Here is a 25,837-nt window from a genome sequence, read left to right as displayed (position 1 = left end):
ATGCTCCACCAGCCCCCTTCTGTAGATCGGAGTCATGCAATGGCGCATGCCGTCAATGAAGCACACATTGTTGAGCCCAAGAAACCACGGCGCGACCGCACTCACTGGCTGTACATCCTCGTTATCGTTGCCGTCATCGCAGGCATCGGTATCGGGTTAAGTGCTCCGGAGTTCGCTAAAAGTCTCAAATGGCTTGGAGAGCTTTTTGTTGCGCTGATCAAAATGATGATCGGCCCAGTTATTTTCTGCACGATTGTTCTGGGTATTGGTTCAGTGCGGGCTGCGGCGTCAGTGGGCAAGGTTGGGGCCATTGCGCTGGTGTATTTCATCGCCATGTCGACGGTGGCGTTGGGGATTGGTCTGCTTGTCGGGAACGTGATTCACCCTGGTGATGGGTTGGCAATTCCGCATACGGGAGCAGGGAACGGACACGCCTCTAAGGCTGCGCATGCGGGTGGGACGATCGAGTTTTTGCGAAGTATTGTGCCGACCACTCTCGTGAGTGCTTTAACTCAAGAGTCGGTGCTGCAGGTGCTGTTTGTGGCGCTGCTTGTCGGGTTTGCGGTGCAGGGCATGGGTAAAGATGGGGAGCCAATTCTGCGTGGAGTTGCGCATTTGCAGAAGTTGGTTTTCCGGGTGTTGTCGATGGTGCTGTGGGTGGCACCGATTGGTGCTTTCGGTGCGATTGCTGCGGTGGTGGGCAGCACTGGACCCAAGGCGCTAGCCCAGCTTGGTTTGGTGATGGTCGCTTTTTATGTGACGTGTGTGTTGTTCGTGGTAGTGGTGCTGGGACTGATTTTGTGGGCCGTGACCAGGCTGAACGTGTTCCAGTTGTTGAAGTATCTCGCTAAGGAGTATCTGCTCATTGTGGCGACTTCTTCGTCGGAGTCGGCGTTGCCCTCGCTGATGGGGAAGATGGAGCATGCGGGGGTGTCCAAGTCCACGGTGGGGATCGTGGTGCCTACGGGGTATTCGTTCAACTTGGATGGCACTGCCATCTATTTGACGATGTCAGCGGTGTTTATTTCGCATGCGATGGGTACTCCTATGGCGATGGGTGAGCAGATCAGTTTGTTGGTGTTCATGATCGTTGCGTCTAAGGGGGCTGCTGGGGTTTCTGGTGCGGGGCTGGCGACGTTGGCTGGTGGGTTGCAGGCGTACCGCCCTGATCTGGTTGCCGGGGTTGATGTGATTGTGGGGATTGACCGGTTTATGTCCGAGGCGCGTGCGTTGACGAACTTTTCCGGTAATGCGGTGGCAACGTTTTTGGTGGGCAAGTGGACGGGCACGTTGGATGTTGAGCGGGCGCGTTTGGTGTTGGCGGGCAATGATCCGTTTGATTACTCCGTGGTGGGGGTTGACCCGCATGACACGGAATATTCGGTGAGGAAACCGCCTGCTCCGATTGATCCGGCGGCGGGGTTGCAGCCTACGCCGCATCCGGTTTTGACGGATCGTCAGGGCTGATACGTGTGCCTGCGCGGTGGGGGCCGCGCAGGCACACATTTTTGTTGCCGGGGTGGGGTTAGGCGATGTGGGTGGCGGTGGGGATGCCCTCGAGTTGGGTGTGGAGGCGGTTGCGTAGTCGTTGGGCGGCTTGGTCCATCATGGCGGGGTCGGGGGAGTCATCAACTGCTGACAGGTCGAAGTCTTTGGTGCTGTAAGCGGCCCAGACGTGCAGGTGTAGGTGGGGTACTTCGAACCCTTGGGCGAGTAGGCCGATGCGGGGGCTTCCCCATTCGGTTTGGATGGCCTTGCCGATGGTGTGGGCCACGTCGGTGAGGTGGGCGATGAGTTCAGGGGTGGCTTCGGTCCATTGGGTGATTTCGTCGCGGGGGACGACGAGGGTATGGCCGGGGGTGATAGGGCCAGCGGTGAGGAAGGCGACGCAGTGTTCGTCTGACCAGATGAATCGTCCGGGGATTTCTCCGTTGATGATGCGGGTGAAAACAGTGCTCACAAATTGCCTTTCTGTGTGGTGGATAGGTGCGGGGGTTGGGTGGGTGTCAGCCGGTGTTTTGTAGGCCTGCGGATACTCCGTTGACTGACAGGAGTAAGACGCGGTGCCAGGCGTGAAAGTCCTGGGTGCTGGTGTGGTGTCGCAGGGCTAGGAGGGCATGGTGTTGGAGGTGGCTGAGGGCATCGACATAGGGCTGGCGGAGCCGGATTGCGGTTTGGAGATGGGGTTTGTGGGCGAGGAGTTCGTCTTGTTCGAGGATGTCCAGGATGAGGGTGCGGGTGAGGTCGAATTCGGTGAGAATTTGTTCGGTGAGGTCGGGGCGGTTGCCGAGGTCGAGGAATTTGTTTCCGATGGTGCGGTCGGCTTTGGCTAGGCTCATTTCTGCCACGTCGATCATGGCGGCGAAGAGGGGCCATTGGGTGTAGGTGCGGCGTAGGAGGGGGATGTCGTCGACGGCTGCCAGTCCGCTTCCTAGTCCGTACCATCCGGAGAGGTTGATGCGGGTTTGGCTCCAGGAGAAGACCCAGGGGATGGCGCGTAGGTCTTCGAGGCTGCGTCCGGTGTCGGTGCCGCTGCGTCGGGAGGGGCGGGAGCCTAGGCGTAGTTCGCCGATTTCGTCGAGGGGGCTGACGTTGGCGAGGAAGTCGGCGAATCCGGGTTTGTTGATGAGGGCTAGGAAGGCGCCGCGGCTTTGGGTGTCGATGGTGTTGCTGAGTTCGCGGTATTGCTCGGTGGCGTTTTCGCGGGGGGTGGCGATGCCGGGGGAGTCTGCTAGGAGGACGGCGGAGGTAAGGCGTTCGAGGTGGCGTTGTCCGATGGTGGGGTCACCGTAGCGGGCGAAGATGACTTCGCCTTGTTCAGTGCATTTGAAGCGTCCGGCGACTGAGCCGGTGGGTTGGGCCATGATGGCGCGGTGGAGGGGGCCGCCGCCGCGTCCGAGGGATCCGCCGCGTCCGTGGAAGAGGGTGAGGTGGATGTTGGATTCGTTGGCCCAGGTGACGAGGGCGCGTTCGGCGGTGTCGAGGGTGAGGGTTGCGCTGGCGGGACCGACGTCTTTGGCGGAGTCGGAGTAGCCGACCATGACTTCGACGGCTCGGTTGGTGTGGGTGAGCCAGTTTTGGGTGCTGGGTAGTTCAGCCCAGTTGCGCAGGATGTGTGGGGCGGCTTGGAGGTCTTTGCCGGTTTCGAAGAGGGGGATGACATCGAGGTGGAGTTCGCTGTTGTCGGTGGCTAGGCGGGCCAGGGCGCGGACTGCGGCGAGGTCGGCGGCGTTGCGGGTGAAGCTGACGATGTAGCGTCCGCAGGCGCGGTGTCCGTAGCGGCTTTGGATGTACTCCATGACGCGGAGGGTGTTGAGGACTTCGGTGGCTTTGCTGCTGGTGGGGGTGATGCGTTGGGGCCATCCGTGGGTGGCGAGATGGTCGAGGAAGGTTGCGTCGGTGGCCAGTTCAGCGGCGTTGTCGTGGCCGGCGAGGTGGAGGGCTTCGGTGAGGACGGCTTCGTGGACGGCGCTGTGTTGGCGTACTTCGAGTTCGGTGAGGTGGAATCCGAAGGTTTCGACGAGCCAGATGAGGTTTTGGAGGTTTCCGTTAGCGGCTCGGTGGTCTCCGGCGGCGTGAAGGCTGTTTTGGATGAGGCGTAGGTCGGTGAGCATCTCCTGGGGGCAGGCGTAGGCCAGTCCTGCGTGTTCGTTGCGGGTGGCGTTGACGCGCGCGGCGACGACCATGAGTTTTTGCCGGTGGGGTTCGCCGGGGGCGTCTTTGGTGATTTCGGTGAATTGTTCTGGCATGCGGACGGCGTCGCGGGCGAGGTCGTCGATGAGGGTGTCGGTAGCGGGGGTGTCGTGCTCGTCCATGGTGAGGGTGCGGGCGATGGTTTCGACACGGTGAGCGAGTAGGTCGAGGGTGACGCGGAACTGTTGGGTGGCGGTGGCGCGGGTGACTGCTGCGGTGACGTAGGGGTTGCCGTCGCGGTCGGCGCCGATCCAGGAACCGAATCGGATGAATGCGGGGATGTGAGGGCTGGTGGGGTTTTCACGGTCTGGGAGGGCGTTTTCGGTGGCGCGGTAGACCTGGGGGACAACGTCGAAGAGGGTGTTTTCGACGATGGAGGTCATGGTTTTGACTTCGTCGCCAGGTTGGGGGCGTTCGCGGCGCAGGGTGCTGGTGCGTTGGAGGATGTCGATTTCTTCGAGCATGTGTTGCCGAGCGGTGTGGCGGGCTGTGGGGCCGGCTGTGGGGTCGTCGTGTTCGTCGAGCCAGGAGGCGAGGCGGCGTAGGGCGGAGGTGATGGCTCGGCGGCGTGCTTCGGTGGGGTGTGCGGTGAGTACGGGGTGGATGCGTAGGCCGGTGAGAGCGTTTTCGGCGGTGGGGCCTAGCGCGGTGATGGCGGCGGCGACTCCGCCTGCTTCGATGCTGTCGGTGTAGTCGTCGTTTTCGTGGCGTAGGGAGCGGACGCGGTGGCGTTCGTCGGCGAGGTTAGCTAGGTGGAGGTGGACGGTGACGGCATTGACGAGGTCGCGGGCTTGGGTGGGGGTGAGGTCGGTGAGGATGTCTTCGACAGTGCTACTGGTGGTGTGTGGGGCGCGGCAGGCGTCGACGAGTTCAGCGACGCGGGTGAGGAGGGCTTCACCGCCGATGTCGCGTAGGACGTGTGAGTGCAGGGTTGAGAGGAGTTCCAGGTCACTGTCGAGTGTGGCGGTGGCGGTGGGGGGGAGGTGTTTCTGGGGGGCCTCGCTCATGTTTGCCGAGTTTACGCATGAGGTATGTCGTGTTCGTAGGGGGTTGGGTGGTGAGCGTTGACACTCTTCGTGAGCATGCGCGGGTTTTGTTGATGTGGCGTTGAGGGTTGATGGTTAAGCTGGGTGTGTTGGTGCGGGTATGTGTTGTGGTGTTGTTTTTCTTTCTGGGAGGTTCGTGTGTCTGAGGTCGAGCAGAAGTTTTGGTTCAACATCGCTACTGGTCAGGTGGAGGAGGATTTTTCGCATAGCCGTAAGGGGGATTTGATGGGCCCGTATCCGACGCGGGAGGCTGCTGCTGGTGCGTTGCGTTCTGCTCGGGAGCGGACAGCGGCCTGGGATGCGGAGGATCGTCGCCGCCAGGAAGAGGAGGCTCGTTTCTCGGGTCGTGAGCCGGGGGAGGGGTTATTGGGGTGACTGGTTGGGTGTGAGGCGCCGTCGTCCAGCGAGGCGGCGCCGGGATGATGCATGATCGGCGGTATGGATCGCCAAGAGGAGTTCGTCCTTCGCTCCGTGGAGGAGCGCAATGTCCGCTTTGTGCGGTTGTGGTTTACCGACGTGTTGGGCACGTTGAAGTCTGTGGCTATTGCGCCGGCGGAGTTGGAGTCCGCGTTCGAGGAGGGTATCGGCTTCGACGGTAGTGCGATCGAGGGGTTCACGCGTATCACGGAAGCTGACATGTTGGTTAAGCCTGATCCGAGTAGCTTCCAGATTTTGCCGTGGCGGGGGCAGGCGCCGAGTACGGGTCGGTTGTTCGCGGATATTTTGTTGCCGGATGGGTCGCAGAGTTACGCTGATCCGCGTTTTGCTTTGCGGCGTCAGTTACAGAAGGCCGCCGATATGGGGTTCACGTTCTACACGCACCCGGAGATCGAGTTTTATCTGTTCAATCAGCCCGCTAATTCCCGTGACCCGTTGGATCCGGTTGACCGTGCTGGCTATTTCGATCACGTGTCGCATGGGTTGGGCCAGGATTTCCGGCGCACGGTGATTCAAATTTTGGAGCAGATGGGGATCTCGGTGGAGTTCTCGCATCATGAGTCTGGTCCAGGGCAGAACGAGATTGATTTGCGTAGCGCGGATGCGCTGTCCACGTGCGACAACATCATGACGTTCCGGACTGTGGTGCAGGAGATCGCGCTCGATCAGAACGCGTTGGCATCTTTTATGCCTAAACCGATGTTTGGCGCTCCCGGGTCGGGGATGCACACGCATTTGAGTTTGTTTGAAGGGGAGCGCAACGCGTTCTATGAGCCGGGGGCGCCGTATCAGTTGAGTAAAACTGCGCGGTCTTTCATGGCAGGGCTGCTGAAGCATGCCCGTGAGATCAGCGCGGTGACGAATCAGTGGGTGAACTCGTATAAGCGGCTGTGGGGCGGGGCGGAGGCACCGGCGTATATCTCGTGGGGGCACAACAACTCCAGTGCCATGATCCGTGTCCCCATGTACAAACCGGATAAGGAAGCCAGCACCCGGATCGAGTTGCGCACACTGGATTCAGCGGCGAACCCGTATTTGGCGTATGCGGTGATCCTCGCGGCCGGGCTCAAAGGCATCGAGGAAGGGTACGCGTTGCCTGAGGAGGCAGAAGATGATGTCTCTCGGTTGACGCACCGGGAACGCCAGGTGCTTGGTTTTGAACCGTTGCCGGAGTCGTTGAAGGAAGCGATCGTGGAGATGGAACGCTCTGACTTGGTGGCCGCAGTGTTGGGGGAGCATCTTTTCGAGGCGTTCTTGCGGAACAAGCACGACGAGTGGGATCGGTATAGAGCACAGGTGACCAAGTTCGAGCTCGAGCAGTTCTTGCCCGACCGCTGACATGGATACGCGTTCGGTGTCCTTGACGGGCTGGTTGGCACGTGCAGGTTTTGAAGATACGGCCTCAGCGGCACGGTTTGCTACCGCTGCAGAACTGGAAGGATGGAGCGCCCCAGGCGGGTCATTACTGACGGCGATATCTCAGGTCGCTGACCCGGACTTGGCGTTAAAAACTCTGGTCCGGCTGGTCGCGGCGGTGGGACGGGGCCGGTTAGAGGACCTGTTAACGACACAGTCCCTTGGCCGGGATCGGCTACTGCGGGTGCTGGGGGAGTCGGTGGCGTTGGGGGATCACTTGGTGCGCCACCCAGAGCACATCTGCGCTGTGATTGATGCCGTCCCCATGGAGGCCTCAGAGCGAGTGCGTGATCTTCTCCAGGCCGTCTGTCCGCAGGGGCGCGGTGATCTGAGCAGTCAGGATGCGCTGCGGGTGGCGTATCGGCGGCAGCTGCTAGGCATCCTTGCCCTTGATGTGAGCGCACCGAACCCGCAAGCAACGGTCCATCACACTGCCGCGGCGTTAGCCGATCTAGCTGGGGCGGCACTGGAGGCCGCAGTAGCCGTGGCACACGAAACCCACCCGCAGGCGGGCAGTAAGGCCCGGTTAGCGGTGATCGCGATGGGTAAGTGCGGTGGCCGGGAGCTCAATTACATCTCGGATGTGGATGTGATTTTTGTTAGCGAACCCGCTGAGGCAGTCAGCGAGGAGGAAGGCATCGAAGCAGCCACAGTATTGGCCGCTGAGGTGATGCGGACCTGCTCTGCCCACACGGGTGAAGGGACATTGTGGCAGGTGGATCCGGCACTGCGGCCTGAGGGGAAACAAGGGCCACTTGTGCGGACCGTGGCATCGCACGTGCGCTACTACAAACGCTGGGCCAAAACGTGGGAGTTCCAGGCGCTGCTGAAAGCCCGCGCCGTCGCCGGAGACGCAGAGCTTGGGCAGGCCTACGAGGAAGCTATCCGACCCTTCGTGTGGCAGGCAGCCAGCCGTGAAAACTTCGTCACGGATGTGCAGGCCATGCGAGCACGCGTAGAACGCCACATCCCACCAGCAGAGGTAGACCGCCAACTCAAACTGGGGTCAGGCGGATTACGAGATGTCGAGTTCAGCGTGCAGCTGCTGCAGCTAGTACATGGCCGCACCGATGAATCCCTCAGATCACGTAACACGCTGGAGGCGTTAGCGGCGCTCGCCGCCGGGGGCTATGTAGCCCGTGAAGACGCAGCCGCGTTAGATGCGGCATACCGGTTTTTGCGTTCAGTGGAGCACCGGGTGCAGTTCGCAAAGATGAAACGCACCCACCTCATGCCGCAGGGGCCACACGACCTGCAACGAATCGGGCGGGGACTGCGCCTGGCCGCGCCCGCGGCGGAGTCATTGACCGCGGTGTGGCAAGAACACAAACGCACAGTCCGCCAGATCCACAAACTGTTGTTCTACCGACCGTTGTTGTCCGCGGTGGCGCGGCTACGCCCCGAAGACGCCAGGCTGCGCCCAGAGGCAGCGAAAGAACGATTCGCCGCATTGGGGTTCAGCGATTCCGCCGGAGCGCTACGGCACATCGAAGCACTCACCGCAGGGGTCTCCCGCACAGCAGCGATCCAGCGAACACTGCTGCCAGTGATGCTGGGCTGGTTCGCCGAAGAAGTCGACCCAGACAACGGGCTACTCGCCTTCCGGCGTATCAGTGAATCTTTGGGGCACACCACCTGGTACCTGCGGATGCTGCGTGATGAAGGCAAAGCAGCAGAACGGCTAGCCCGAGTGTTGGCGCGCAGCAGGTTTTTAGTGTCGCTGCTGGAACAAACCCCCGATGCAGCACGAATCCTTTCCGGTGATGCCGCAGTGCTGCCGCGCTCGCGGGAAGCGGTGTTAGCCACGATGCGCGCTGCGATGAAACGCCAAGACGACCCAGCTGAGGCGATGGTGACGGCCCGGAAAGTGCGGCGTTCGGAATTGTTCCGGTGTGCGTTGGGTGACCTGATCGATACCTCTTCTACCGAAGAGACGATGCGTGGATTGTCTGACCTGAATGAAGCGATTGTGCAGGCGGCTTTGGATGTCGCTGAACGGATCTATATCGTCGAGCATGGGCAGCTGCCGGTGCAGGTCGCTTTCATCGGGATGGGCCGTTTGGGGGGGCGGGAATGCGGGTTCGCTTCGGATGCGGACGTTCTTGCTGTGCACCGTCCTTGTCAGGCAGTCAGTGATGAAGACGCCGCAGCAGCTGCGAAAGAGATCGTCCAACAGGTGCGTTCTTTGCTTAGCGCCCCGGGTCCAGACCCTTCTTTAGGGTTCGACATGGACCTGCGCCCCGAAGGTAAAACCGGGCCATTGAGTAGGTCCATCGCCGGGTATCGCAGCTACATGCAACGATGGGCGCAAGCTTGGGAACGGCAGGCGATGGTGCGTGCACGGCCGATCGCAGGACCCGACGACTTGGGAGAAGAATTCGTGCAGGCGGTGGACCCCTACCGTTGGGCCGAAGGTGGACTTACCGATGCACAGGTCCGGGAGATCCGCAAACTCAAGGCCCGCATGGAGGGTGAACGGCTCCCGCGCGGCGCCGACCCTCGCCGGCACTTCAAATTGGGACGCGGTGGTCTCTCAGATGTGGAATGGACAGTGCAGCTGATCCAGCTACAACATGCCCACAAACACCCGACACTCCGCACCACCAGCACCCTAGAAGCTCTACAAGCCGCCGTTGATCTGGGATTGTTGACTCAGATCGAGGGCGTGGCGTTAGAGGAAGCATGGGTCACCGCCTCCCAAATGCGTGACGCGGTGATGCTGTGGCGAGGCAGATCCGCTGATTCGGTACCGGAGCATGTCGTCGATGCAGAAGCGATGGCCCGTATTCTCGGTTGGGGGCCGGGATCTGGGCCAGAAACAGGTGAGCATTACCTACGACTGGCGCGTCATTCACGCGAGGTGATGGAACGCCGCTTTTACGGACAGGAGACGTTATGACCACGCTGCAGGCCGCGTCCCCCTCCAAACCGATCCGCGTGTTCCTGCTCGATGATCACGAAATCGTGCGCCGTGGCCTGCGCGACTTGCTGGAGCTAGAACCAGACATCACTGTGGTCGGTGAGGCCTCCTCGGTAGCAGAAGCTGTACAACACATCCCATCCACCCACCCGGACGTTGCCATCCTCGACATGCGACTTCCCGATGGGTCGGGTGTCGATGTATGTCGGGCGGTACGCGCCCACGATGAAAAAATCCGCTCACTCATCCTCACTTCTTTCAATGACGAAGAAGCTCTCACCGCAGCGCTGCGCGCTGGAGCCTGCGGCTACGCCATTAAAGACGTCAGGGGTGAAAAACTTCTTGCCGACGTGCGTGCGCTCGCCGCGGGACAGACACGGCTGGATGCTCGCCGTCCGGTCTGCACTCCACAGCGCAGCACTGATCGGGGGACTGATGTTTCTGATCCACGTCTGCAGAGCTTGACTGCGCAAGAACTGCGCATCCTGGCGCGGGTGGCGCAGGGAATGACGAACCGGCAGATCGGTGAGGATTTGTTCCTTGCGGAGAAAACTGTGAAGAACTACATCACGGCGATCCTGGCCAAGCTGGGAATGAAGAGACGTACTCAGGCCGCGGTGTTTGCAGCAACGCACAGTGATGACCTCTTTAACTGAGCGGGAATCGTGGGTGCAGGCGCTGCTGATGCTGTCGATGGCTGCGCTGGAGGGATGCGCGCAAGCGGAGTTGTTTGCTGTGGTGGCGCAGCAGGCTAGGCAGGCTAGTGCGGCTAGTTTTGCTGTAGTTGCTTTGCCTGGTGAGGGGGGATGTCTGCGTATGCAGGCGGTCGATCCTTCGTGGGATGTTGCTGTCGGTGAGGGTGTTTTTCGTAGCCGTGTGTGGGGGCGGATTCTGCGTCATCATGACCCAGTTATTTTCCCGCAAGGTGAGCAAGGGGAATGCCCGGGGGAACTTGTGCAGGACCTGCGTAGCTGTATCGGTGTTGAGGGCTCGACGGTACTATTGGTTTTGCCGATGTTCACTGCGGTACGTGATGTGGGACTTTTGGTGCTCGGGTGGCCGATGTCTGCTGGTGCCCCACGTGGCGGGGTTGGGCAGTTGTCGTGGTTTGCTACCTGGGCGGCTCGGGTCATTGAGGCGGCTCGTGAGCAGCAGCGCCGTGCGTGTGCGCACGCCCGGCAGGAAGTTTCTCGGGAGCGGCAACGTATCGCGCGGGATATCCACGATCACGTGATTCAGCGGTTGTTCGCCTCAGGGATGTCGTTGCAGGTGGCGGCACGTACCGCTGGTGGTGCTACCCGAACCCGCCTGGATGATGCTGTGCGTGACATGGAAGAGACAGTCACGTTGCTGCGTGAGGTGGTTGCTGGCGCAAGCTTGATCCCCGTTGCAGGTGAGGTGAAAGACGAGCTGGAGTCCTTGGTGCGCCAGGCAGCGGCGGCGGGGCCTTTTGCTCCCGCATTAGTGATTGAAGGGCGTGTCGAACAGATACCCGTGCAGGTAAAAAGCGATGTTGTTGCTGTCGCCCGTGAGGGGGTGACGAACATGGTGCGGCATGCGCGGGCCACAGATGGGTCAGTGACTGTGCGAGTCAATAATGAAGCGGTGTCGGTAGTGATTATTGACGATGGGGTAGGGATCGCTGATGGCGGGCGCCGTAGCGGTCTGGATAATTTGGCTGACCGTGCGCGCAGTCATGGGGGAGCGTTTATCGCCCATCGCCGTCTCGAAGGAGGGACACTGCTGCACTGGTGGGTTCCGATGAGATGACCTGGGTACCAGCGAAGTAGCCCAGAGAAACACTCAACTACTGCCGTAGACTTGAACACATGTCAGGGGATTGTAAGAGCGGTGGCGCCCATGCGGCCGGCAATGCAGTGCCAGAGCCGCAGGGGCCACGATGGCTCGACAGTGATGAGCGTGAAGCGTGGGTGGGCTTTGCTGGGCTGCTCATTAAATTACCCACCCTGCTGGATGGGCAGTTGGAGCGCGATTCTGGGTTGAGGTTCTTTGAGTACATGGTATTGGCCATGCTCAGCGAACAAGAGCCACCTCAGGTGCGGATGAGTCACTTGGCGGTCCTGACTGGTGGGTCGCTTTCTCGGCTGAGCCATGTTGCTAAACGGCTAGAGCGGGAAGGTCTCATTGTCAGGGCTACGGATCCTGCGGATCGTCGTTCGACGCTGGCCCGGCTGACCCCGTTGGGTCGGGAGAAAGTTGAGGCGGCAGCGCCGGGGCATGTTGCACGGGTTCGTGAACTCCTTATGGACCCACTCACCCGGGAACAGATTTGCCGTTTCGGTGAGATCACGAACGAGATCCTTCAACGTGTTGACCCTGAAGGGCAGGTCCGTCCAGGCCCGGCTGCGTAAAGTACGCACCCATATCAGCAAAAACGTGGTGGGGTTTTCCGAACCAGTTGGTTCAGGAAACCCCACCACGTTTGTCTGGTCTTTCAGCTAGTTACGCCTCAGATGCCGTAGTACATCTCGAACTCGTGTGGGTGGGGACGGAAGCGGATCGGGTCCACTTCGTTCTTCGTCTTCCACTCGATCCACGTGTTGATGAGGTCTTCGGTGAACACGTCACCTTCGGTGAGGAAGTCGTGGTCCTCACGCAGTGCCTTCAGCACCTCCGGCAGCGATCCGGGAACCTGCTTGATCTGTGCGTGCTCTTCCGGGGGCAGCTCGTACAGGTCCTTGTCGACCGGCTCCGGCGGCTCGATACGGTTGCGGATGCCGTCCAGGCCTGCCATGAGCTGTGCTGCGAACGCCAAGTACGGGTTAGCTGAGGGGTCCGGGATACGGAACTCGATACGTTTGGCTTTCGGGGAGGCCCCAGCGATCGGGATGCGGATGCACGCCGAGCGGTTACGTGCCGAGTACACCAAGTTGACTGGTGCTTCATACCCAGGCACGAGGCGGTGGTAGCTGTTCACGGTCGGGTTGGTGAATGCCAGCACTGCCGGGGCGTGCTCAAGCAAGCCACCGATGTACCAGCGGGCGATGTCAGACAGGCCGCCGTAGCCGGCCTCGTCGTAGAACAGCGGTTTGCCGTCTTTCCATAGGCTCTGGTGGGTGTGCATACCCGAGCCGTTATCGCCGAACAGCGGTTTGGGCATGAAAGTCGCGGATTTCCCGCCCTGCCAGGCGACGTTTTTGATGACGTACTTGAACTTCATGAGGTCATCGCCGGAGTGCAGCAAGGTGCTGAACTTGTAGTTGATTTCTTGCTGACCAGCGGTGCCGACCTCGTGGTGTGCCCGCTCTACCTCGAGCCCGACCTGCGCCATCACCTTGGACATTTCATCACGCATGTCGGCGAAGTGGTCTACCGGCGGGACGGGGAAGTAGCCACCCTTGTACGGCGTTTTGTAACCGAGGTTTCCGCCTTCTTCGACGCGGCCAGTGTTCCAGGCTGCTTCTTTAGAGTCGATGAAGTAGTAGCCGGAGCGTTCGTTGGTTTCAAAACGTACGTCGTCGAAGACGTAGAACTCGGCTTCGGCGCCGAAGAATGCCGTGTCCGCGATGCCTGTGGACTTCAAGTACGCTTCTGCTTTGGCTGCGATGTTGCGCGGGTCGCGGGAGTAGGGCTCGTCCGTGAACGGATCCACGATCGAGAAGTTCATGATGAGGGTTTTGTTGATGCGGAACGGATCCAGATATGCGGACTTGATGTCCGGGATCAGCTTCATGTCGGATTCGTGGATGGCCTGAAAACCACGAATCGAGGAGCCATCGAAGGCCTGACCTTCGGTGAAGAAATCTTCATCCACGGTGGAAGCGGGGATGTTGAAGTGCTGCATCACGCCCGGCAGATCGCAGAATCGGATGTCGACGAACTCGATCTGCTCGTCCTTGATGTATTTGAGGACTTCCTCGGGTTTGGTGAACACGCCAGCCTCCTGTCGTCGCCTCACCCATTGCATGAGACGTGATGGTCGTTCGGTTCGAACCTTAGTTGGTGCCGGTTTCCCCGCAATGACCCTATTGTTTCGGCCACGTTACGCAGGGCCGCATCCACCCTAAGCTGGTGGTGTGGTTAATCGTGAAGACATTGGCTCGTGGCTGGAAGGCCCCCAGCGAGTGGGTGGGGGAGCCTACCCGGGAGAACGTCTAGGCCTACCTGAAGAAGGCAGCGGCTCGATGGCCGGTATCGGGCGCAGGGTTGTGGCCATCTTGATTGATGGTTTCATCAGCCAGATCATCGCCGTGGGACTGTTGGGGTTCACCCCAAATGCGCCCGGACTTGATGCGTTTAAACCGCTGCTCGTGCTGGGTGTTATGAATATCGTGCTCGTCTCTACGGTGGGGACCACTATCGGTCATCGTCTGTTGGGGATCAGGGTGGAGCGGCTGCCCCGGGGGTGGGTCGGATGGAAAGCCGGGACGATTCGGGCGGTATTGCTGTGTCTAGCGATTCCCCCGTTCATCAATGACACCGATGGGCGAGGCCTGCATGATCTCTTGGCTGGAACAGTGATTGTTCGGCGCTAAAACCCGCAGCAGCGCATAAAAGTGTTGGGGGTGTGCACACCCCCAACACGAATTGCAGACCTTTCGGTGAAGGTCAGCGACGGCGCTGTCCTTTACCCATCTGGCGGGCCTTCGTGGGGTCGATCCCTGCGGGGATCGGTGCCTTCACTCGCCCAAGAGCATGCAAACGCCGATCTACCTCACCGACCTCGTGCTTGGTCAGATTTTTGGGAAGTTTACGCATCTGCTTGGTCAACATGGTGGGGCGGGTGGCGTCCTCACCCTCATCGTGGCCTAGGCGGAAAGTGTGAACCGGCACATTCGGGACCAAACGGGCAGTCTTCTTCGATTCGTTAGCCAGCAGGCGGGTGGCGCGCCCACGAGGGCCCTCTGCCACGAGAACTACACCGGGGCGACCAACCGCGCGGTACACCAGGGCTGCGTCGTGCATGGAGGGGTTGCGGCCGCCTTCGATAGCGACAGGCTCCTGCTCTACTGCCCAGCCGCGCACGCTCTGCAGCAAAGCCCCACCAGCACCCGGTTGGCCTTCAAGAGAAGCATACGCAGCCCGCTCAGCAGTTTTGCTCAGAAGCCACATTGCCGCCAACACGCCAATCAAAACAGCCAAGAAACCGCCGTAAATCGGGTGCCCGAAAGACCCGCCGATCACAGCGCCAAGCAGCGCCATCCCGACGACGATCCCGATCATCTCCCACAGGATGCGCGGGCGTTCACGAGAGGCAAGCTCAAATACCTGCTTGAGCTGGCTGAACCGTTTCTTCTTGGGCTTGTCGTTGCCGCGTTCGCTGGTTGCCATGTCCGGTGGGGCTCCTCGTCGAAGAATGAGGGTGAAACCGCAGAAAGAGTGATGTCTATCAAGGGCCGTAACGTGCGGGCGTATGCACGCAGCGACCGACCCGGTGAAGCCTACCGAATCGGTCGCGTGCCACGTCAGAGGCTGTCAGCAAGCCGCCTTATCTTTGGCAGCTGCCTTCTCCACCAACGACACGGCTTCTTGACGTGCGGGCTCATCCATGCCCTCACCAAGATGGCTCAGGTTCTCCGGAAGTGGACGGCCAGCCTCCCGCATCGCCTGCACCCACAGGCGGCCAGCGCGATAGCTGGAGCGCACCAACGGGCCAGCCATCACTCCAGCGAAACCGATCGACTTAGCGAAATCAGACCAGGCTACGAACTCCTGCGGCTTGACCCAACGATCAATCGGGTGGTGCAGCTTAGAGGGGCGCAAGTACTGCGTAATGGTGAGGATGTCGCAGCCAGCCTCGTGGAGGTCACGAATAGCCTGCTCAATTTCGTGGTCTTCCTCGCCCATCCCCAAAATCAGGTTCGATTTGGTTACCAGCCCGTACTCGTGGGCCATCGTGATAACCCGCAACGACTTGTCGTACTGGAACGCCGGCCGGATCCGCTTGAAAATGCGCGGCACCGTCTCCAGGTTGTGCGCGAACACCTCCGGTCGAGCCTCAAACACCTGCTCCACTAGTTCACGCTGTGCACCGAAGTCAGGAGGAAGGATCTCCACGCCCGTGTTGGGGTTCAATGCGTGGATTTCGCGGATGGTGTCCGCGTACAGTTTGGCGGCCCCGTCGGGCTGGTCATCACGGGCAACACCCGTCACCGTGGCGTACCGCAGATTCATCGACTTAATCGACTCAGCCACCGCGCGCGGCTCGCTCGGGTCCATCGGTCGAGGACGGCCAGTGGCGATATCGCAGAAGTCGCATCGGCGGGTGCAAATATCACCGCCGATAAGGAATGTGGCTTCCCGGTCCTCCCAGCATTCGTAAATGTTGGGGCACCCCGCCTCCTGGCAAACAGTGTGCAGGCCGGTTCGTTTAACCATGCCGTGCAGTTGGGTGAATTGTTCACCCATCTTGGCCGTCGTGCGGATCCATTCGGGTTTGCGCTCGATCGGCGTGGTGGCGTTACGCGCTTCCACGCGAAGGAGGCGACGGCCTTCAGGTGCTGCGGTCACGAAAGTGTCTCCAAGGGCATCGACGAATGTGTCCTAACAGACTACGCCCGGGCGGGAGCATCATGGCGCGCCCAGACAGGACAGGTCATGGTGAGCGTAGCGCCGCCGCGGCGGTCAGCGCTTCACCTCTATCCCAAACCCAATACCCGATCTGCGGCTCGGTGCGCCTGCTCCGCGACGCTCGTGTAAGGCGAAATCACTTGGAAAATCTCACGTTCCACCACTGGCAGGATCTCAGTGACCGTGACATCTCGCCCCAGCTCGAAAGACAAACTTGTCGCCCCGGCATCATCAAGCCCACACGGAATGATGTTTTGCGCCCACGACAAATCACAGTTCGCGTTGATCGCGAACCCATGCATCGTCACATCCCGCGTAACCCGAATACCGATCGCGGCGATCTTACGCTCCGGTCCGCGTTCATCTGCAGCCACCCACACGCCCGAACGCCCTTCAACGAGCATCGTGGGCACCCCGAAATGGTCACAGACATTCATGATCGCCTGCTCCAAACGCCGCACATGCGCCACCACATCAATCGGGTTAGGCAAGTGCACGATCGGGTACCCCACCAGCTGCCCCGGGCCATGCCACGTGATTTTCCCGCCCCGGTCCACATCGATCACAGGAGTGCCGTCTTTGGGGCGGTCCTTGTCCTGTGTGCGTTTACCCGCCGTATAGGTGGGGGAGTGCTCCAACAGCAGCACAGTGTCCTCGAGCTCACCAGCCACAACTTTCGCGTGCACTTCACGCTGATAGTCCCAGCCGGCTTGATAATCGACGAAATGAGGCGCCAAACCCACGTGCTCGAAACGCATAACACCAGCCTAGACCCCCCACCTGGCCAGCTGCGCAGTCAGTGCAATCACCGAAGATCTTCCCCACAAGGTGAGAAAACCCAACAACAGTGAGGGGCTGCCTCCTTCGATCAGGAGGAAACAGCCCCTCACTTATGTCCATCTGGGCTTAGCCACCCAGACAAGCATTCACAACTCAGATCTCGAAGGCGCCACCCTCGAGGCGCTTCTTGATCGTGGTCAAGAAGCGGCCAGCAAGGCCACCATCAACCACGCGGTGGTCGTAGGTCAGGGTCAAGAACATCATGTGACGGATCGCGATGCTGTCGTTGCCAAGCTCGTCAGTGACAACAACTGCGCGCTTAACAATCGCACCCGTACCCAAGATGCCAACCTGCGGCTGGTTGATGATCGGGGTGTCGATGATCGAACCGTTAGAACCGATGTTCGTGATGGTGAATGTGCCGCCACCCAGCTCATCCGGTGTGACCTTGTTGTCACGAGTACGAGAAGCAAGGTCAGAAATCTTGCGCGCAATACCAGCGATGTTCAGGTCGCCAGCATCCTTGATGACCGGCACGAGCAAACCACGCGGGGTGTCCACGGCGATGCCCAGGTGCTCAGCCGCCGGGTAGACAATTTCTTCACCCTCAACCTGGCAGTTCAGCTCAGGGAACTGCTTGAGCGCCTCAACCGTGGCCAACGAGATGAATGGCAGGTAGGTCAGCTTGACGCCCTCACGAGCAAGGAACGCGTCCTTGTTCTTCGCGCGCAGCTGCGCAACCCGCGTAATGTCAACCTCGACAGCGCTGGTCAGCTGAGCCGAAATCTGCAGCGACTCGTTCATGCGCTGAGCGATGACCTTACGCAAACGGGTCATCTTCTCGCGGGTGCCGCGCTTCTCCGAGACCTTCACCTCAGGAGCAGCAGCCGGTGCAGCAGCGGCAGCCGGAGCGGGGGCAGCAGCAGCCGGGGCCTGCGGGGCCGGAGCAGGCTTAGCGGCTTCAAGGACATCCTGCTTACGGATACGGCCACCGATACCCGAACCCTTGACTTTAGACAGGTCCACACCGTGCTGCGCGGCGAGTTTACGCACCAGCGGGGTGACGTACGCGGCAGCACCAGAGTCAGCCGAGTCTGCCGGTGCGGCAGCGGCTTCTTTCGCCGGAGCAGCCGGGGCTTCCTTCACAGGAGCCGGGGCTTCCTCAGCCGGTGCAGCAGCAGCGGCCTCGCCACCGATGATCGCCAACACGCCACCCACCGCGACGGACTCGTCCTCTGCGGCAAGGATCTTGGTTAGTTTGCCCGCGAACGGGGACGGCACCTCGGTGTCGACCTTGTCGGTCGAAACCTCCAGCAGCGGCTCGTCAACGGCGACCTCCTCGCCCTCTTCCTTGAGCCAGCGGGTGATGGTGCCTTCGGTGACAGACTCACCCAGTGCAGGCATCTTCACTTCCTGCCCACCAGAAACCTCACCAGCCGGAGCAGCCGCAGCGGCCTCCTCAGCAGGGGCAGATTCCTCGGCGGGAGCGGCCGGCTCAGGCGCGCCCTCCTCAGCAGGGGCCGAAGACGCCTCGGAGGCGTCACCGATCACGGCGAGATCGGTACCGATCTCAACGGTCTCGTCCTCGGGGACGAGAATCTCGACAAGCGTCCCGCTGAACGGGGACGGCACCTCGGTGTCGACCTTGTCGGTCGAAACCTCGAGAAGCGGCTCGTCAACGGCCACCTCGTCGCCCACGCTCTTGAGCCAGCGGGTGACGGTGCCCTCGGTGACAGACTCACCGAGAGTCGGCATTGTGACGCGATCGGACATGAAAGCGATCCCTCCGTAGTCGTTTGTTCAGTACCACTCTAGGCCGATGTGTCAGTGGACACGTGCCATGAGGACGACCTCACAGCGGCCAGCGGTATCTCAACCACCGCGCAACCCACCGCGGCCTCAGCCAGCAGCGACGCGGTCAAGAAGCGCAGCAGCAACCCCAGGAGCCGCTGCCGGCGAGAAGTGCGCCCCATCCGGTCGCGTTAAAGAACCTTCCGGAGAAGGGAAAACATCCTTGGCCGACGCGCGAGCAGGGGCATGATCATCACACGGAGTCACATCATTCCGGCAATACAAATCGTCCATACGAATCACACTCACCCGCGGGTCAGAAGCCGCATACTCCCGCAAACGAGAATTCCACTCAACGCGAAGTTCATCACGGTTACGCATACGCGAAAGGAATTCAGGACAATCCGTCGGCGAACACCGACTATCCAACCCAACCCCCGGACGATCCATCTCCACCACAACCAACCGCGCACCCCGCACCGTCAACGCATCCACAGATTTACGGAAATCCGCGATCTGCGCATCCCAAAAATCCGCAGACCCCGCAGCCAAAAAACGACCATCAGCACCCACCCGATCCGCGATCTCATACCGCGACCACCACACCACCACACCCCCCTTAGCCTCATCGACAGCCTTCGCCTGACGCTCACCTACCTGCGCCGCGCAATTACCGCCACTCAACGGCGCCCCACTGGCATTAGTAGCCTTCACCAACAACGCCGGACAACCGCCCCGGGCACCACTAAGCACCGTCACCCCACGCCGCCTGGCCTCAACATCCAAAGCCGGCAACAAACGCTGAATGACACTATCGCCCACCAACACCAACGACGTTTCCCCCACCTGAGGCCCAGCAACAGCAGGAATAACCCGATTCCACACCGTGCCACCCAAAACCGCCGGAACCATCGTGGCAACCCCAACCACACCAGCGGCAGCCGGAAGCAACCGCACCGGCGCCACCGCACGCAACCGACCCGTACGCAACGGCACCTCCACCAGCGTGTACGACAACTGAGCCACCACAACCGTAGCCACCACCACCACAGCCGCACGCACCGGACTCCACTGCCGATCACCGATGATCCACACCACCAACGGCCAATGCCACAAATACATGCCATACGAAATCCGCCCAATCCACCCCAACGGAGTCGACCCCAACACAAGCGTGAGCCCCTCACGCCGATCCGCCGCACTCGTGGCCGCCACCAAAACCGCCACCACCACAGCAAACGCAACCCCGCCACCCAAAAAATACGCCGGGCGCGGACTGTGCTGGCCACCCAACAAACACAACCCCGCCACCACCCCAACCAACCCCAAAGCCATCAACGGCTGAGCCCGACGCGTCACAAACAACTGCACCCCACGAACCTGCATACACGCCGCCACCGCCGCCCCCACCAACGGCGCAAACACCCGCGTATCAGTGCCCATATAGGCACGCTCAGCAGTGTGCGGGTCATACAGCCACGCAAACCACACCGCCGAAGCCGCCCCCACCACCAACGCCACCACAAAAACACCACGCCGCACCGCCACCCGCCGCACCGCAGCGATCTCCGAACGCGCCGCAGAATCAAGACCACCCTCAACACCGACAACACGGCTACACGCCCGCACCCACGGCGCTACACACGCCACCAACAGCAACGGCCACACCACATAAAACTGCTCCTCCACAGCCAAAGACCACACATGCTGCAAAGGCGAAGTACTGCCGTCATTACTGAAATACCCAGCGGCATCAATAAACCGCCAATTCCCCACATACAACAACGACCACAACGCATCCGCCCCAATATCAGCCCGCCGAAACGGCGCAGCCACAAAAGCAGACACCCCAACCACAGTCACAATCAACAACAGCGAAGCCGGAAGCAGCCGCAACACTCGCCGCACCCAAAACCCACCCAAATCGATCCGCCCCGTGCCAGTCAGCTCCCGCATCAGCAACGTGGTGATCAAAAACCCCGACAACACAAAAAACACATCCACCCCAAGGAAACCACCATCAGCCCCCGGCAACGACACGTGATAAGCGATCACCGCGATCACCGCCAACGCACGAATCCCATCCAAAGAATCCACCCGCGTATGACGGGCAGCGCGAGTACCGCGCTGAGCAGGACTATTGAGCAACGTGGTCACGAGGGAGGTGCCTCCACTAATTCGAGGTGAACGCACCACGCGGTACGTCAAGGAGGAGTGACCCCTCCAGCCCCGGCACTAGAGCCAGGACCGGAGATCACTCCTCCCCGAATCGACCGATTTCGCTGTTACTCAAGCCCTTCCAAGAAAGCGATCAATGTGCGGACGCCATATCCCGTGCCGCCCTTAACCGTGTACCCATACGCGCTCGCCTCATTGAAAGCAGGCCCAGCAATATCAATGTGACCCCACGGAATGTGCTTCTTGTCATCGGCGGCCACAGCCTCAGCACCATCAGTGACCTGACCATCACCAGACTCAGCCGCACCAACACCATGAGCGCCACCGGAAGGCACAAACTCACGCAAGAACGCCGCAGCAGACATGGCACCACCCAAACGGCTACCCGTGTGCTTAAAGTCCGCCACATCCGAATCCAACGTTGCCCGGATCTCTTCAGCAATCGGCATCGGCCACACAGCCTCACCAGCAAACCCGCCAGCCTCAGTGAGCGCTACCTGCAAATCATCATCGTTGGCCATGATCGCAGCCGTACGTGACCCCAAAGCCACCATGGCAGCGCCGGTAAGAGTAGCCACATCGATAATCGCATCCGGCCCCGACTCCACAGCCAGAGCCAACCCATCAGCCATCACCAAACGACCCTCAGCGTCTGTGTTGATGATCTCCACCGTGGAACCATCACGCATGGTCACCACATCACCCGGGCGCTGCGCAGCCCCACCAGGCATGTTCTCAGCCAAGCACAGGTACGCAGTCACAGCCACCGGCAGCTCCAACTCAGCAGCAGCCAACACCGTGCCAAGCACCGCCGCAGCGCCACCCATGTCGCACTTCATCGTCGCCATACTGTCGGCAGGCTTAATGCACAAACCACCCGAATCGAAGGTGATGCCCTTACCAATCAACGCCACCGTGGTCGTTGCGCCCTCAGACCGGTAAGAAAGCGTCACAATCCGCGGCGGGTGCACCGACCCCTGCCCCACACCCACGATCCCGCCGAAGCCGCCCTCAACCAGAGCAGATTCGTCTAAAACCTCTACCGACAACGAGCCGTGCTCGCCAGCAAGCTCCACTGCACGATCAGCGAACGTCTCCGGGTACAACACATTCGGGCTCGTGTTGACCAAATCCCGAGCCAAGCACTGGTAAGTAGCCACCACACTCGCCCGCGCCACAGCATCAGCGAGCTCCTCAGACGACTGCTCCAACAACACCGTCACCGACGTCGGCCCCACCTGCTTAGCCGCACGACGCTCCCGCACCTTCGCAGACAAGTGCCCCACAAAACGGTACGACCCCAACGCCGCACCCTCAGCCAGCGCACCCACGACATCCTCATCAGCCACAGGCGCAACCACCGCGACCTGACGGTGAGCCGACAAATGACGCGCCGCAGCACCAGCAGCCCGACGCCACTTCTCCGGCGCCAACTTCTCCGGAACACCCGCACCCAATCCCACGACCACAATCAGCTTGGCAGCCACACCAGGGGCGCCCACCACAGCAGTCACAGAATCAGCCTTGCCCGAAGCAGCCACAGCCTCCAACACCGACTCCACATGAGCCTGCGTCTCCTGCGGCAACCGCGAACCAGGAACAAGCACAGCCCGCCCAGAAACACTCGTCGCAAAAACCACCACAGCATCAACGCCAGCCTCAGCAGCGCTCTGGACACTCACATTGATATCGATCACGAAAAACCTCTCAAATTGAAGAAAACACGGACAACTCGTCCCCCATTGTGTGCATGCCCCAGCCATACATGTGGCTTCTCACATGAGGGATAAGCATGGCGTTAACGAGCCAACCTGGACATGCGTGTCACCACCGACAATAGAGCGCCCAGCCTGCCCAAAAGGCAAGAGAAACAACAAGCCCCAACAAAACCCCCAGCCGGCTGGCCAACCAGCACAACGACCCCACCTCACAGCGCAAACACCCGCCAACACAGCTGCGGCACAACAGTGTTGACGTATGGTCACGCTCATGAAAAATCGCACAGCGCTCGCGCTCGCCCTATCCCTAGCCCTCATCCCCACAGCAACAGCCACATCAGCCACCGCCTCCCCAAAAAAGCAACCATGACCGGCTCCGGAGGCGCAGCAGCCTCCGTCGACCCCATCGCCACACAAACCGCCATCGACGTCCTCGCCCGCGGCGGCACCGCAGCAGACGCAGCAGTAGCAGCCACAGCAGTCCTCAACGTCGTCGAGCCCTACGCCACCGGCCTAGGCGGCGGCGGATTCTTTGTCCACTACGACGCCAAAACCAAAAAAGTCCAGACCATCGACGGACGCGAAACCGCCCCCAACTCCATCCGAGAAACATCCTTCCTCGAACCAGACGGCAAACCCATGAACTTCGACAAAGCCGTCAACTCAGGCCTATCCGTCGGCGTCCCCGGCAACCCAGCCATCTGGCAAATGGCACTCAAACAATGGGGCAAACGATCCCTATCCCAAATGCTCCAACCCGCAGAAGAAATCGCCCGCCGTGGATTCGTCGTCGACCAAGCATTCAGCACCGAAACCGCCGACAACGCCAAACGATTCGCCAAATTCCCCGCCACCGCAGCGATCTTCCTGCCCGGCGGCAAACCCATCCAACCTGGCACCGTACTGCGCCAACCCGACCTCGCCCGCACCTACCACCTCCTACGCACCCAAGGCCCCGACGCCCTCTACCACGGCCCCATCGGCAAAGCCATCGTCAACACCGTCAACCACCCCGCCACCGCCCCCGGCGTCACCGTCCCCACCGGCGGAATGACAATGAACGACCTCGCCAACTACCGCGCCCTCCCCAAAGACCCCATAATCAGCAAACACAAAAACCTCACCATCTACGGCATGCCCACCTCCAGCGGCGGAGGCACCGCCGTAGCAGAAATCCTCAACCTCATGCAGGAAACCGAAAAACAAACAGGCATCCCCGTATCAAAAACAGACAACACCCAATACCTCCACCGCTTCGCCGAAGCCAGTGCCGCTGCCTTCGCCGACCGCAACCGATGGGTAGCCGACGTCCCCGGAGCTCCCGTCAACGAACTCATCTCCCCGGCCTACGCAACCGAACGCGCCTGCGGCTTCAACCCAGACAAAGCCGCACAACGCCCCATCGCCTTCGGAAACCCCGACGGAAAATACGGCCCCTGCAAACCCCACCCCGCAGGCAAACCCGGAAAAATCAACGAAGGCGCCTCAACAACACACCTCACCGTCGCTGACCAATGGGGCAACGTCGCCTCATACACCTCCACCATCGAACAATTCGGCGGCTCCGGCATGGTCGTCCCCGGCTACGGATTCCTCCTCAACAACCAACTCACCGACTTCGAATTCACCACCCCCACCAAAGGAATCCCACACCCCAACCTCCCCGCCCCCGGCAAACGCCCCCGCTCATCCATGTCACCAACAATCGTCACCAACAACGGACGCCCCATCCTCGCAACCGGCGCCGCAGGCGGATCCACAATCATCAGCACCACCGCCCAAATCCTCCTGGGCTACCTCGACCGTAACCTCACCGCAGTCGAAGCCATCAACACCCCACGCCTGTCATCACGAAACACCGCAGCCGGCGCCGAACCACAACTCATGAAATCCGCCACCGGCGAAACACTCCGCGCCATGGGACAACCCATGACCGAAGCCAAAACCCTCGGACGCGCCACCGCCATCGCCATGCCCGCCCAAGGCGTATTCATCCCCGCCGCCGAACGCACCCGCGGCGGAGGTGGATCAGCCATGGTCGTCAACCCCCGCCCATAACACCACCACCCACACCAACCCAATCGGCCTGTCCACACCAAACAGGCCGATCCCCAAAAAACACCCACTTTTAACACGCCCCACCCCGCCCGGAAGCGACATGTAGCTGCGCCAAAACGCCCACGGCCCTAACGTGACCCATATGAGCGAAGACAAACTCTCCCCAATCCACGACGAACACCTCGCCCTCGGCGCCAAAATGGCCGACTTCTCCGGCTGGCTCATGCCCATCGAATACGCAGGCGGAGGAGTACTCACCGAACACGCAGCAGTACGCGAACGCGTCGGCATCTTCGACGTCAGTCACCTCGGCAACGCCACCGTCAAAGGACAAGGCGCCTTCGACTTCGTCAACTCCTGCTTCACCAACGACCTACGCAAAATCGGCCCCGGCAAAGCCCAATACACAATGTGCTGCAACGAAACCGGCGGCGTAGTCGACGACCTCATCCAATACGTCCGAGCCGAAGACGACATCCTCCTCATCCCCAACGCCGCCAACACCAGCGAAGTCGTCCGCCTCCTCACCGAAGCCGCCCCCGAAGGCATCACCGTCACCAACGAACACACCGACTACGCCATCATCGCCGTCCAAGGCCCCGACAGCCCCAAAGTCCTCACCGCCATGGGCCTACCCACCGACATGGAATACATGTCCTTCGAACAGGCAGAACACAACGGCATCCCTATGACCGTCTGCCGCACCGGCTACACCGGCGAAAAAGGCTACGAACTCGTCTGCCCCTGGGACAAAGGCGCAGACCTATGGCGCGAACTCCTCAAAGCCATCGAACCCTTCAACGGCCGCCCCTGCGGACTCGGCGCTCGCGACACCCTCCGCATGGAAATGGGCTACGCCCTCCACGGCCACGAACTCAACCTCGACATCACCCCCAACATGGCCCGCGCCGTCTGGGCCATCGGATGGGACAAACCCGCCTTCTGGGGCAAAGACTTCCTCACCACCCAGCGCGCAGAGAAAAAAGCCCGCCTCTCCTGGGGCCTGCTAGTCCAAGACAAAGGCATCCCGCGCCAAGACTGCGAAATCCTTGACGCCGACGGAAACGTCATCGGCGTTGTCACATCAGGAACCATGTCCCCCTCTCTCAAACAAGGCATCGCCCTGGGCCTGATCGACCGCGGCATCAAAGCCGGAGACGAGGTATTCATCGCCGTACGCAACCGCAAGCTGAAAGCCATCGTGCAGCGCCCACCCTTCGTTGAAACCGGCGTCGCCGACTGATCCACCCCTGCCCAACAATGAGGGT

General features: G+C 60.8%; 19 protein-coding genes. 10 read left to right on the top strand and 9 right to left on the bottom strand.

Annotated elements, in window-relative coordinates; genetic code table 11:
• Positions 1 to 39: 39 nt before the first annotated feature.
• Positions 40 to 1,467, top strand: a complete 1,428-nt coding sequence (locus DXZ77_RS05610) for a cation:dicarboxylate symporter family transporter (RefSeq protein ID WP_115030601.1) — start codon at positions 40 to 42, stop codon at positions 1,465 to 1,467.
• A 58-nt stretch (positions 1,468 to 1,525) separates the two neighbouring features.
• On the opposite strand, the gene DXZ77_RS05605 is transcribed toward DXZ77_RS05610, so the two are convergent.
• Both DXZ77_RS05605 and DXZ77_RS05600 read right to left on the bottom strand, forming a co-directional pair.
• Positions 1,526 to 1,960: an HIT family protein gene (locus DXZ77_RS05605; RefSeq protein ID WP_115030599.1), complete on the bottom strand. Its 435-nt coding sequence runs from the start codon at positions 1,958 to 1,960 to the stop codon at positions 1,526 to 1,528.
• Between the two features lie 46 nt (positions 1,961 to 2,006).
• Positions 2,007 to 4,700 (bottom strand): phosphoenolpyruvate carboxylase, encoded by a 2,694-nt coding sequence (locus DXZ77_RS05600; protein WP_220181599.1) that lies wholly within the window; start codon positions 4,698 to 4,700, stop codon positions 2,007 to 2,009.
• Between the two features lie 177 nt (positions 4,701 to 4,877).
• Between DXZ77_RS05600 and DXZ77_RS05595 the strand changes: the two genes are divergently transcribed.
• The 6 genes from DXZ77_RS05595 (at position 4,878) to DXZ77_RS05570 (ending at position 11,885) form a co-directional block, all read left to right on the top strand.
• Positions 4,878 to 5,114, top strand: a complete 237-nt coding sequence (locus DXZ77_RS05595) for a methionine aminopeptidase (protein ID WP_115030597.1) — start codon at positions 4,878 to 4,880, stop codon at positions 5,112 to 5,114.
• 63 nt (positions 5,115 to 5,177) lie between these two features.
• Positions 5,178 to 6,515 (top strand): glutamine synthetase family protein, encoded by a 1,338-nt coding sequence (locus DXZ77_RS05590; protein ID WP_115032632.1) that lies wholly within the window; start codon positions 5,178 to 5,180, stop codon positions 6,513 to 6,515.
• 1 nt (position 6,516) lies between these two features.
• Positions 6,517 to 9,492: a bifunctional [glutamine synthetase] adenylyltransferase/[glutamine synthetase]-adenylyl-L-tyrosine phosphorylase gene (locus DXZ77_RS05585; protein WP_115030595.1), complete on the top strand. Its 2,976-nt coding sequence runs from the start codon at positions 6,517 to 6,519 to the stop codon at positions 9,490 to 9,492.
• The gene (locus DXZ77_RS05580; protein WP_115030593.1) at positions 9,489 to 10,169 is read left to right on the top strand and encodes a response regulator; all 681 of its coding nucleotides are present in this window, start codon (positions 9,489 to 9,491) and stop codon (positions 10,167 to 10,169) included. Before DXZ77_RS05585 ends, DXZ77_RS05580 begins: the two co-directional genes overlap by 4 nt.
• Positions 10,153 to 11,283 (top strand): sensor histidine kinase, encoded by a 1,131-nt coding sequence (locus tag DXZ77_RS05575; protein ID WP_115030591.1) that lies wholly within the window; start codon positions 10,153 to 10,155, stop codon positions 11,281 to 11,283. The genes DXZ77_RS05580 and DXZ77_RS05575 overlap by 17 nt, the downstream gene beginning before the upstream one ends.
• 59 nt (positions 11,284 to 11,342) lie before the next feature.
• Positions 11,343 to 11,885 carry a MarR family winged helix-turn-helix transcriptional regulator gene (locus DXZ77_RS05570; RefSeq protein WP_115030589.1) on the top strand — a complete coding sequence of 181 codons (543 nt, stop codon included), beginning with the start codon at positions 11,343 to 11,345 and terminating at the stop codon, positions 11,883 to 11,885.
• Between the two features lie 98 nt (positions 11,886 to 11,983).
• Here the strand turns inward: DXZ77_RS05570 and glnA are convergent, their stop codons facing one another.
• Positions 11,984 to 13,441 carry a type I glutamate--ammonia ligase gene (gene glnA, locus DXZ77_RS05565; protein WP_220181598.1) on the bottom strand — a complete coding sequence of 486 codons (1,458 nt, stop codon included), beginning with the start codon at positions 13,439 to 13,441 and terminating at the stop codon, positions 11,984 to 11,986.
• Positions 13,442 to 13,550: 109 nt separating this feature from the next.
• Here glnA and DXZ77_RS05560 point away from each other — a divergent pair, with 109 nt between their 5' ends.
• On the top strand, positions 13,551 to 14,009 hold the full coding sequence (locus tag DXZ77_RS05560) for an RDD family protein (RefSeq protein WP_115030585.1): 459 nt from the start codon (positions 13,551 to 13,553) through the stop codon (positions 14,007 to 14,009).
• 73 nt (positions 14,010 to 14,082) lie between these two features.
• Here the strand turns inward: DXZ77_RS05560 and DXZ77_RS05555 are convergent, their stop codons facing one another.
• From DXZ77_RS05555 to DXZ77_RS05530, 6 genes are all read right to left on the bottom strand, one after another.
• Positions 14,083 to 14,805, bottom strand: coding sequence for a DUF4191 domain-containing protein (locus tag DXZ77_RS05555; protein ID WP_115030583.1), 723 nt, complete (start codon positions 14,803 to 14,805; stop codon positions 14,083 to 14,085).
• Between the two features lie 144 nt (positions 14,806 to 14,949).
• A complete protein-coding gene (lipA, locus tag DXZ77_RS05550) occupies positions 14,950 to 15,984 on the bottom strand; it encodes a lipoyl synthase (protein WP_115030581.1) in 1,035 nt (344 codons plus the stop codon).
• A gap of 128 nt (positions 15,985 to 16,112) precedes the next feature.
• Positions 16,113 to 16,802 carry a lipoyl(octanoyl) transferase LipB gene (gene lipB, locus DXZ77_RS05545; RefSeq protein ID WP_115030579.1) on the bottom strand — a complete coding sequence of 230 codons (690 nt, stop codon included), beginning with the start codon at positions 16,800 to 16,802 and terminating at the stop codon, positions 16,113 to 16,115.
• Between the two features lie 175 nt (positions 16,803 to 16,977).
• The gene (sucB, locus tag DXZ77_RS05540) at positions 16,978 to 18,597 is read right to left on the bottom strand and encodes a 2-oxoglutarate dehydrogenase, E2 component, dihydrolipoamide succinyltransferase (protein ID WP_115030577.1); all 1,620 of its coding nucleotides are present in this window, start codon (positions 18,595 to 18,597) and stop codon (positions 16,978 to 16,980) included.
• A gap of 126 nt (positions 18,598 to 18,723) precedes the next feature.
• Complete coding sequence (locus DXZ77_RS05535) at positions 18,724 to 20,772, bottom strand: acyltransferase family protein (protein ID WP_258553159.1); 2,049 nt, start codon at positions 20,770 to 20,772, stop codon at positions 18,724 to 18,726.
• Between the two features lie 128 nt (positions 20,773 to 20,900).
• Positions 20,901 to 22,490, bottom strand: a complete 1,590-nt coding sequence (locus tag DXZ77_RS05530) for a leucyl aminopeptidase (protein ID WP_258553158.1) — start codon at positions 22,488 to 22,490, stop codon at positions 20,901 to 20,903.
• Positions 22,491 to 22,877: 387 nt separating this feature from the next.
• Between DXZ77_RS05530 and ggt the strand changes: the two genes are divergently transcribed.
• Positions 22,878 to 24,569, top strand: a complete 1,692-nt coding sequence (gene ggt / locus DXZ77_RS05525) for a gamma-glutamyltransferase (RefSeq protein WP_115032627.1) — start codon at positions 22,878 to 22,880, stop codon at positions 24,567 to 24,569.
• A gap of 142 nt (positions 24,570 to 24,711) precedes the next feature.
• A complete protein-coding gene (gene gcvT / locus DXZ77_RS05520) occupies positions 24,712 to 25,812 on the top strand; it encodes a glycine cleavage system aminomethyltransferase GcvT (protein ID WP_115030573.1) in 1,101 nt (366 codons plus the stop codon).
• Positions 25,813 to 25,837: the final 25 nt, after the last annotated feature.

It is taken from the genome of Dermatophilus congolensis (assembly GCF_900447215.1).
Taxonomy (GTDB): Bacteria; Actinomycetota; Actinomycetes; order Actinomycetales; family Dermatophilaceae; genus Dermatophilus; species Dermatophilus congolensis_A.
This window is presented reverse-complemented; position numbering and strand designations above follow the sequence as displayed.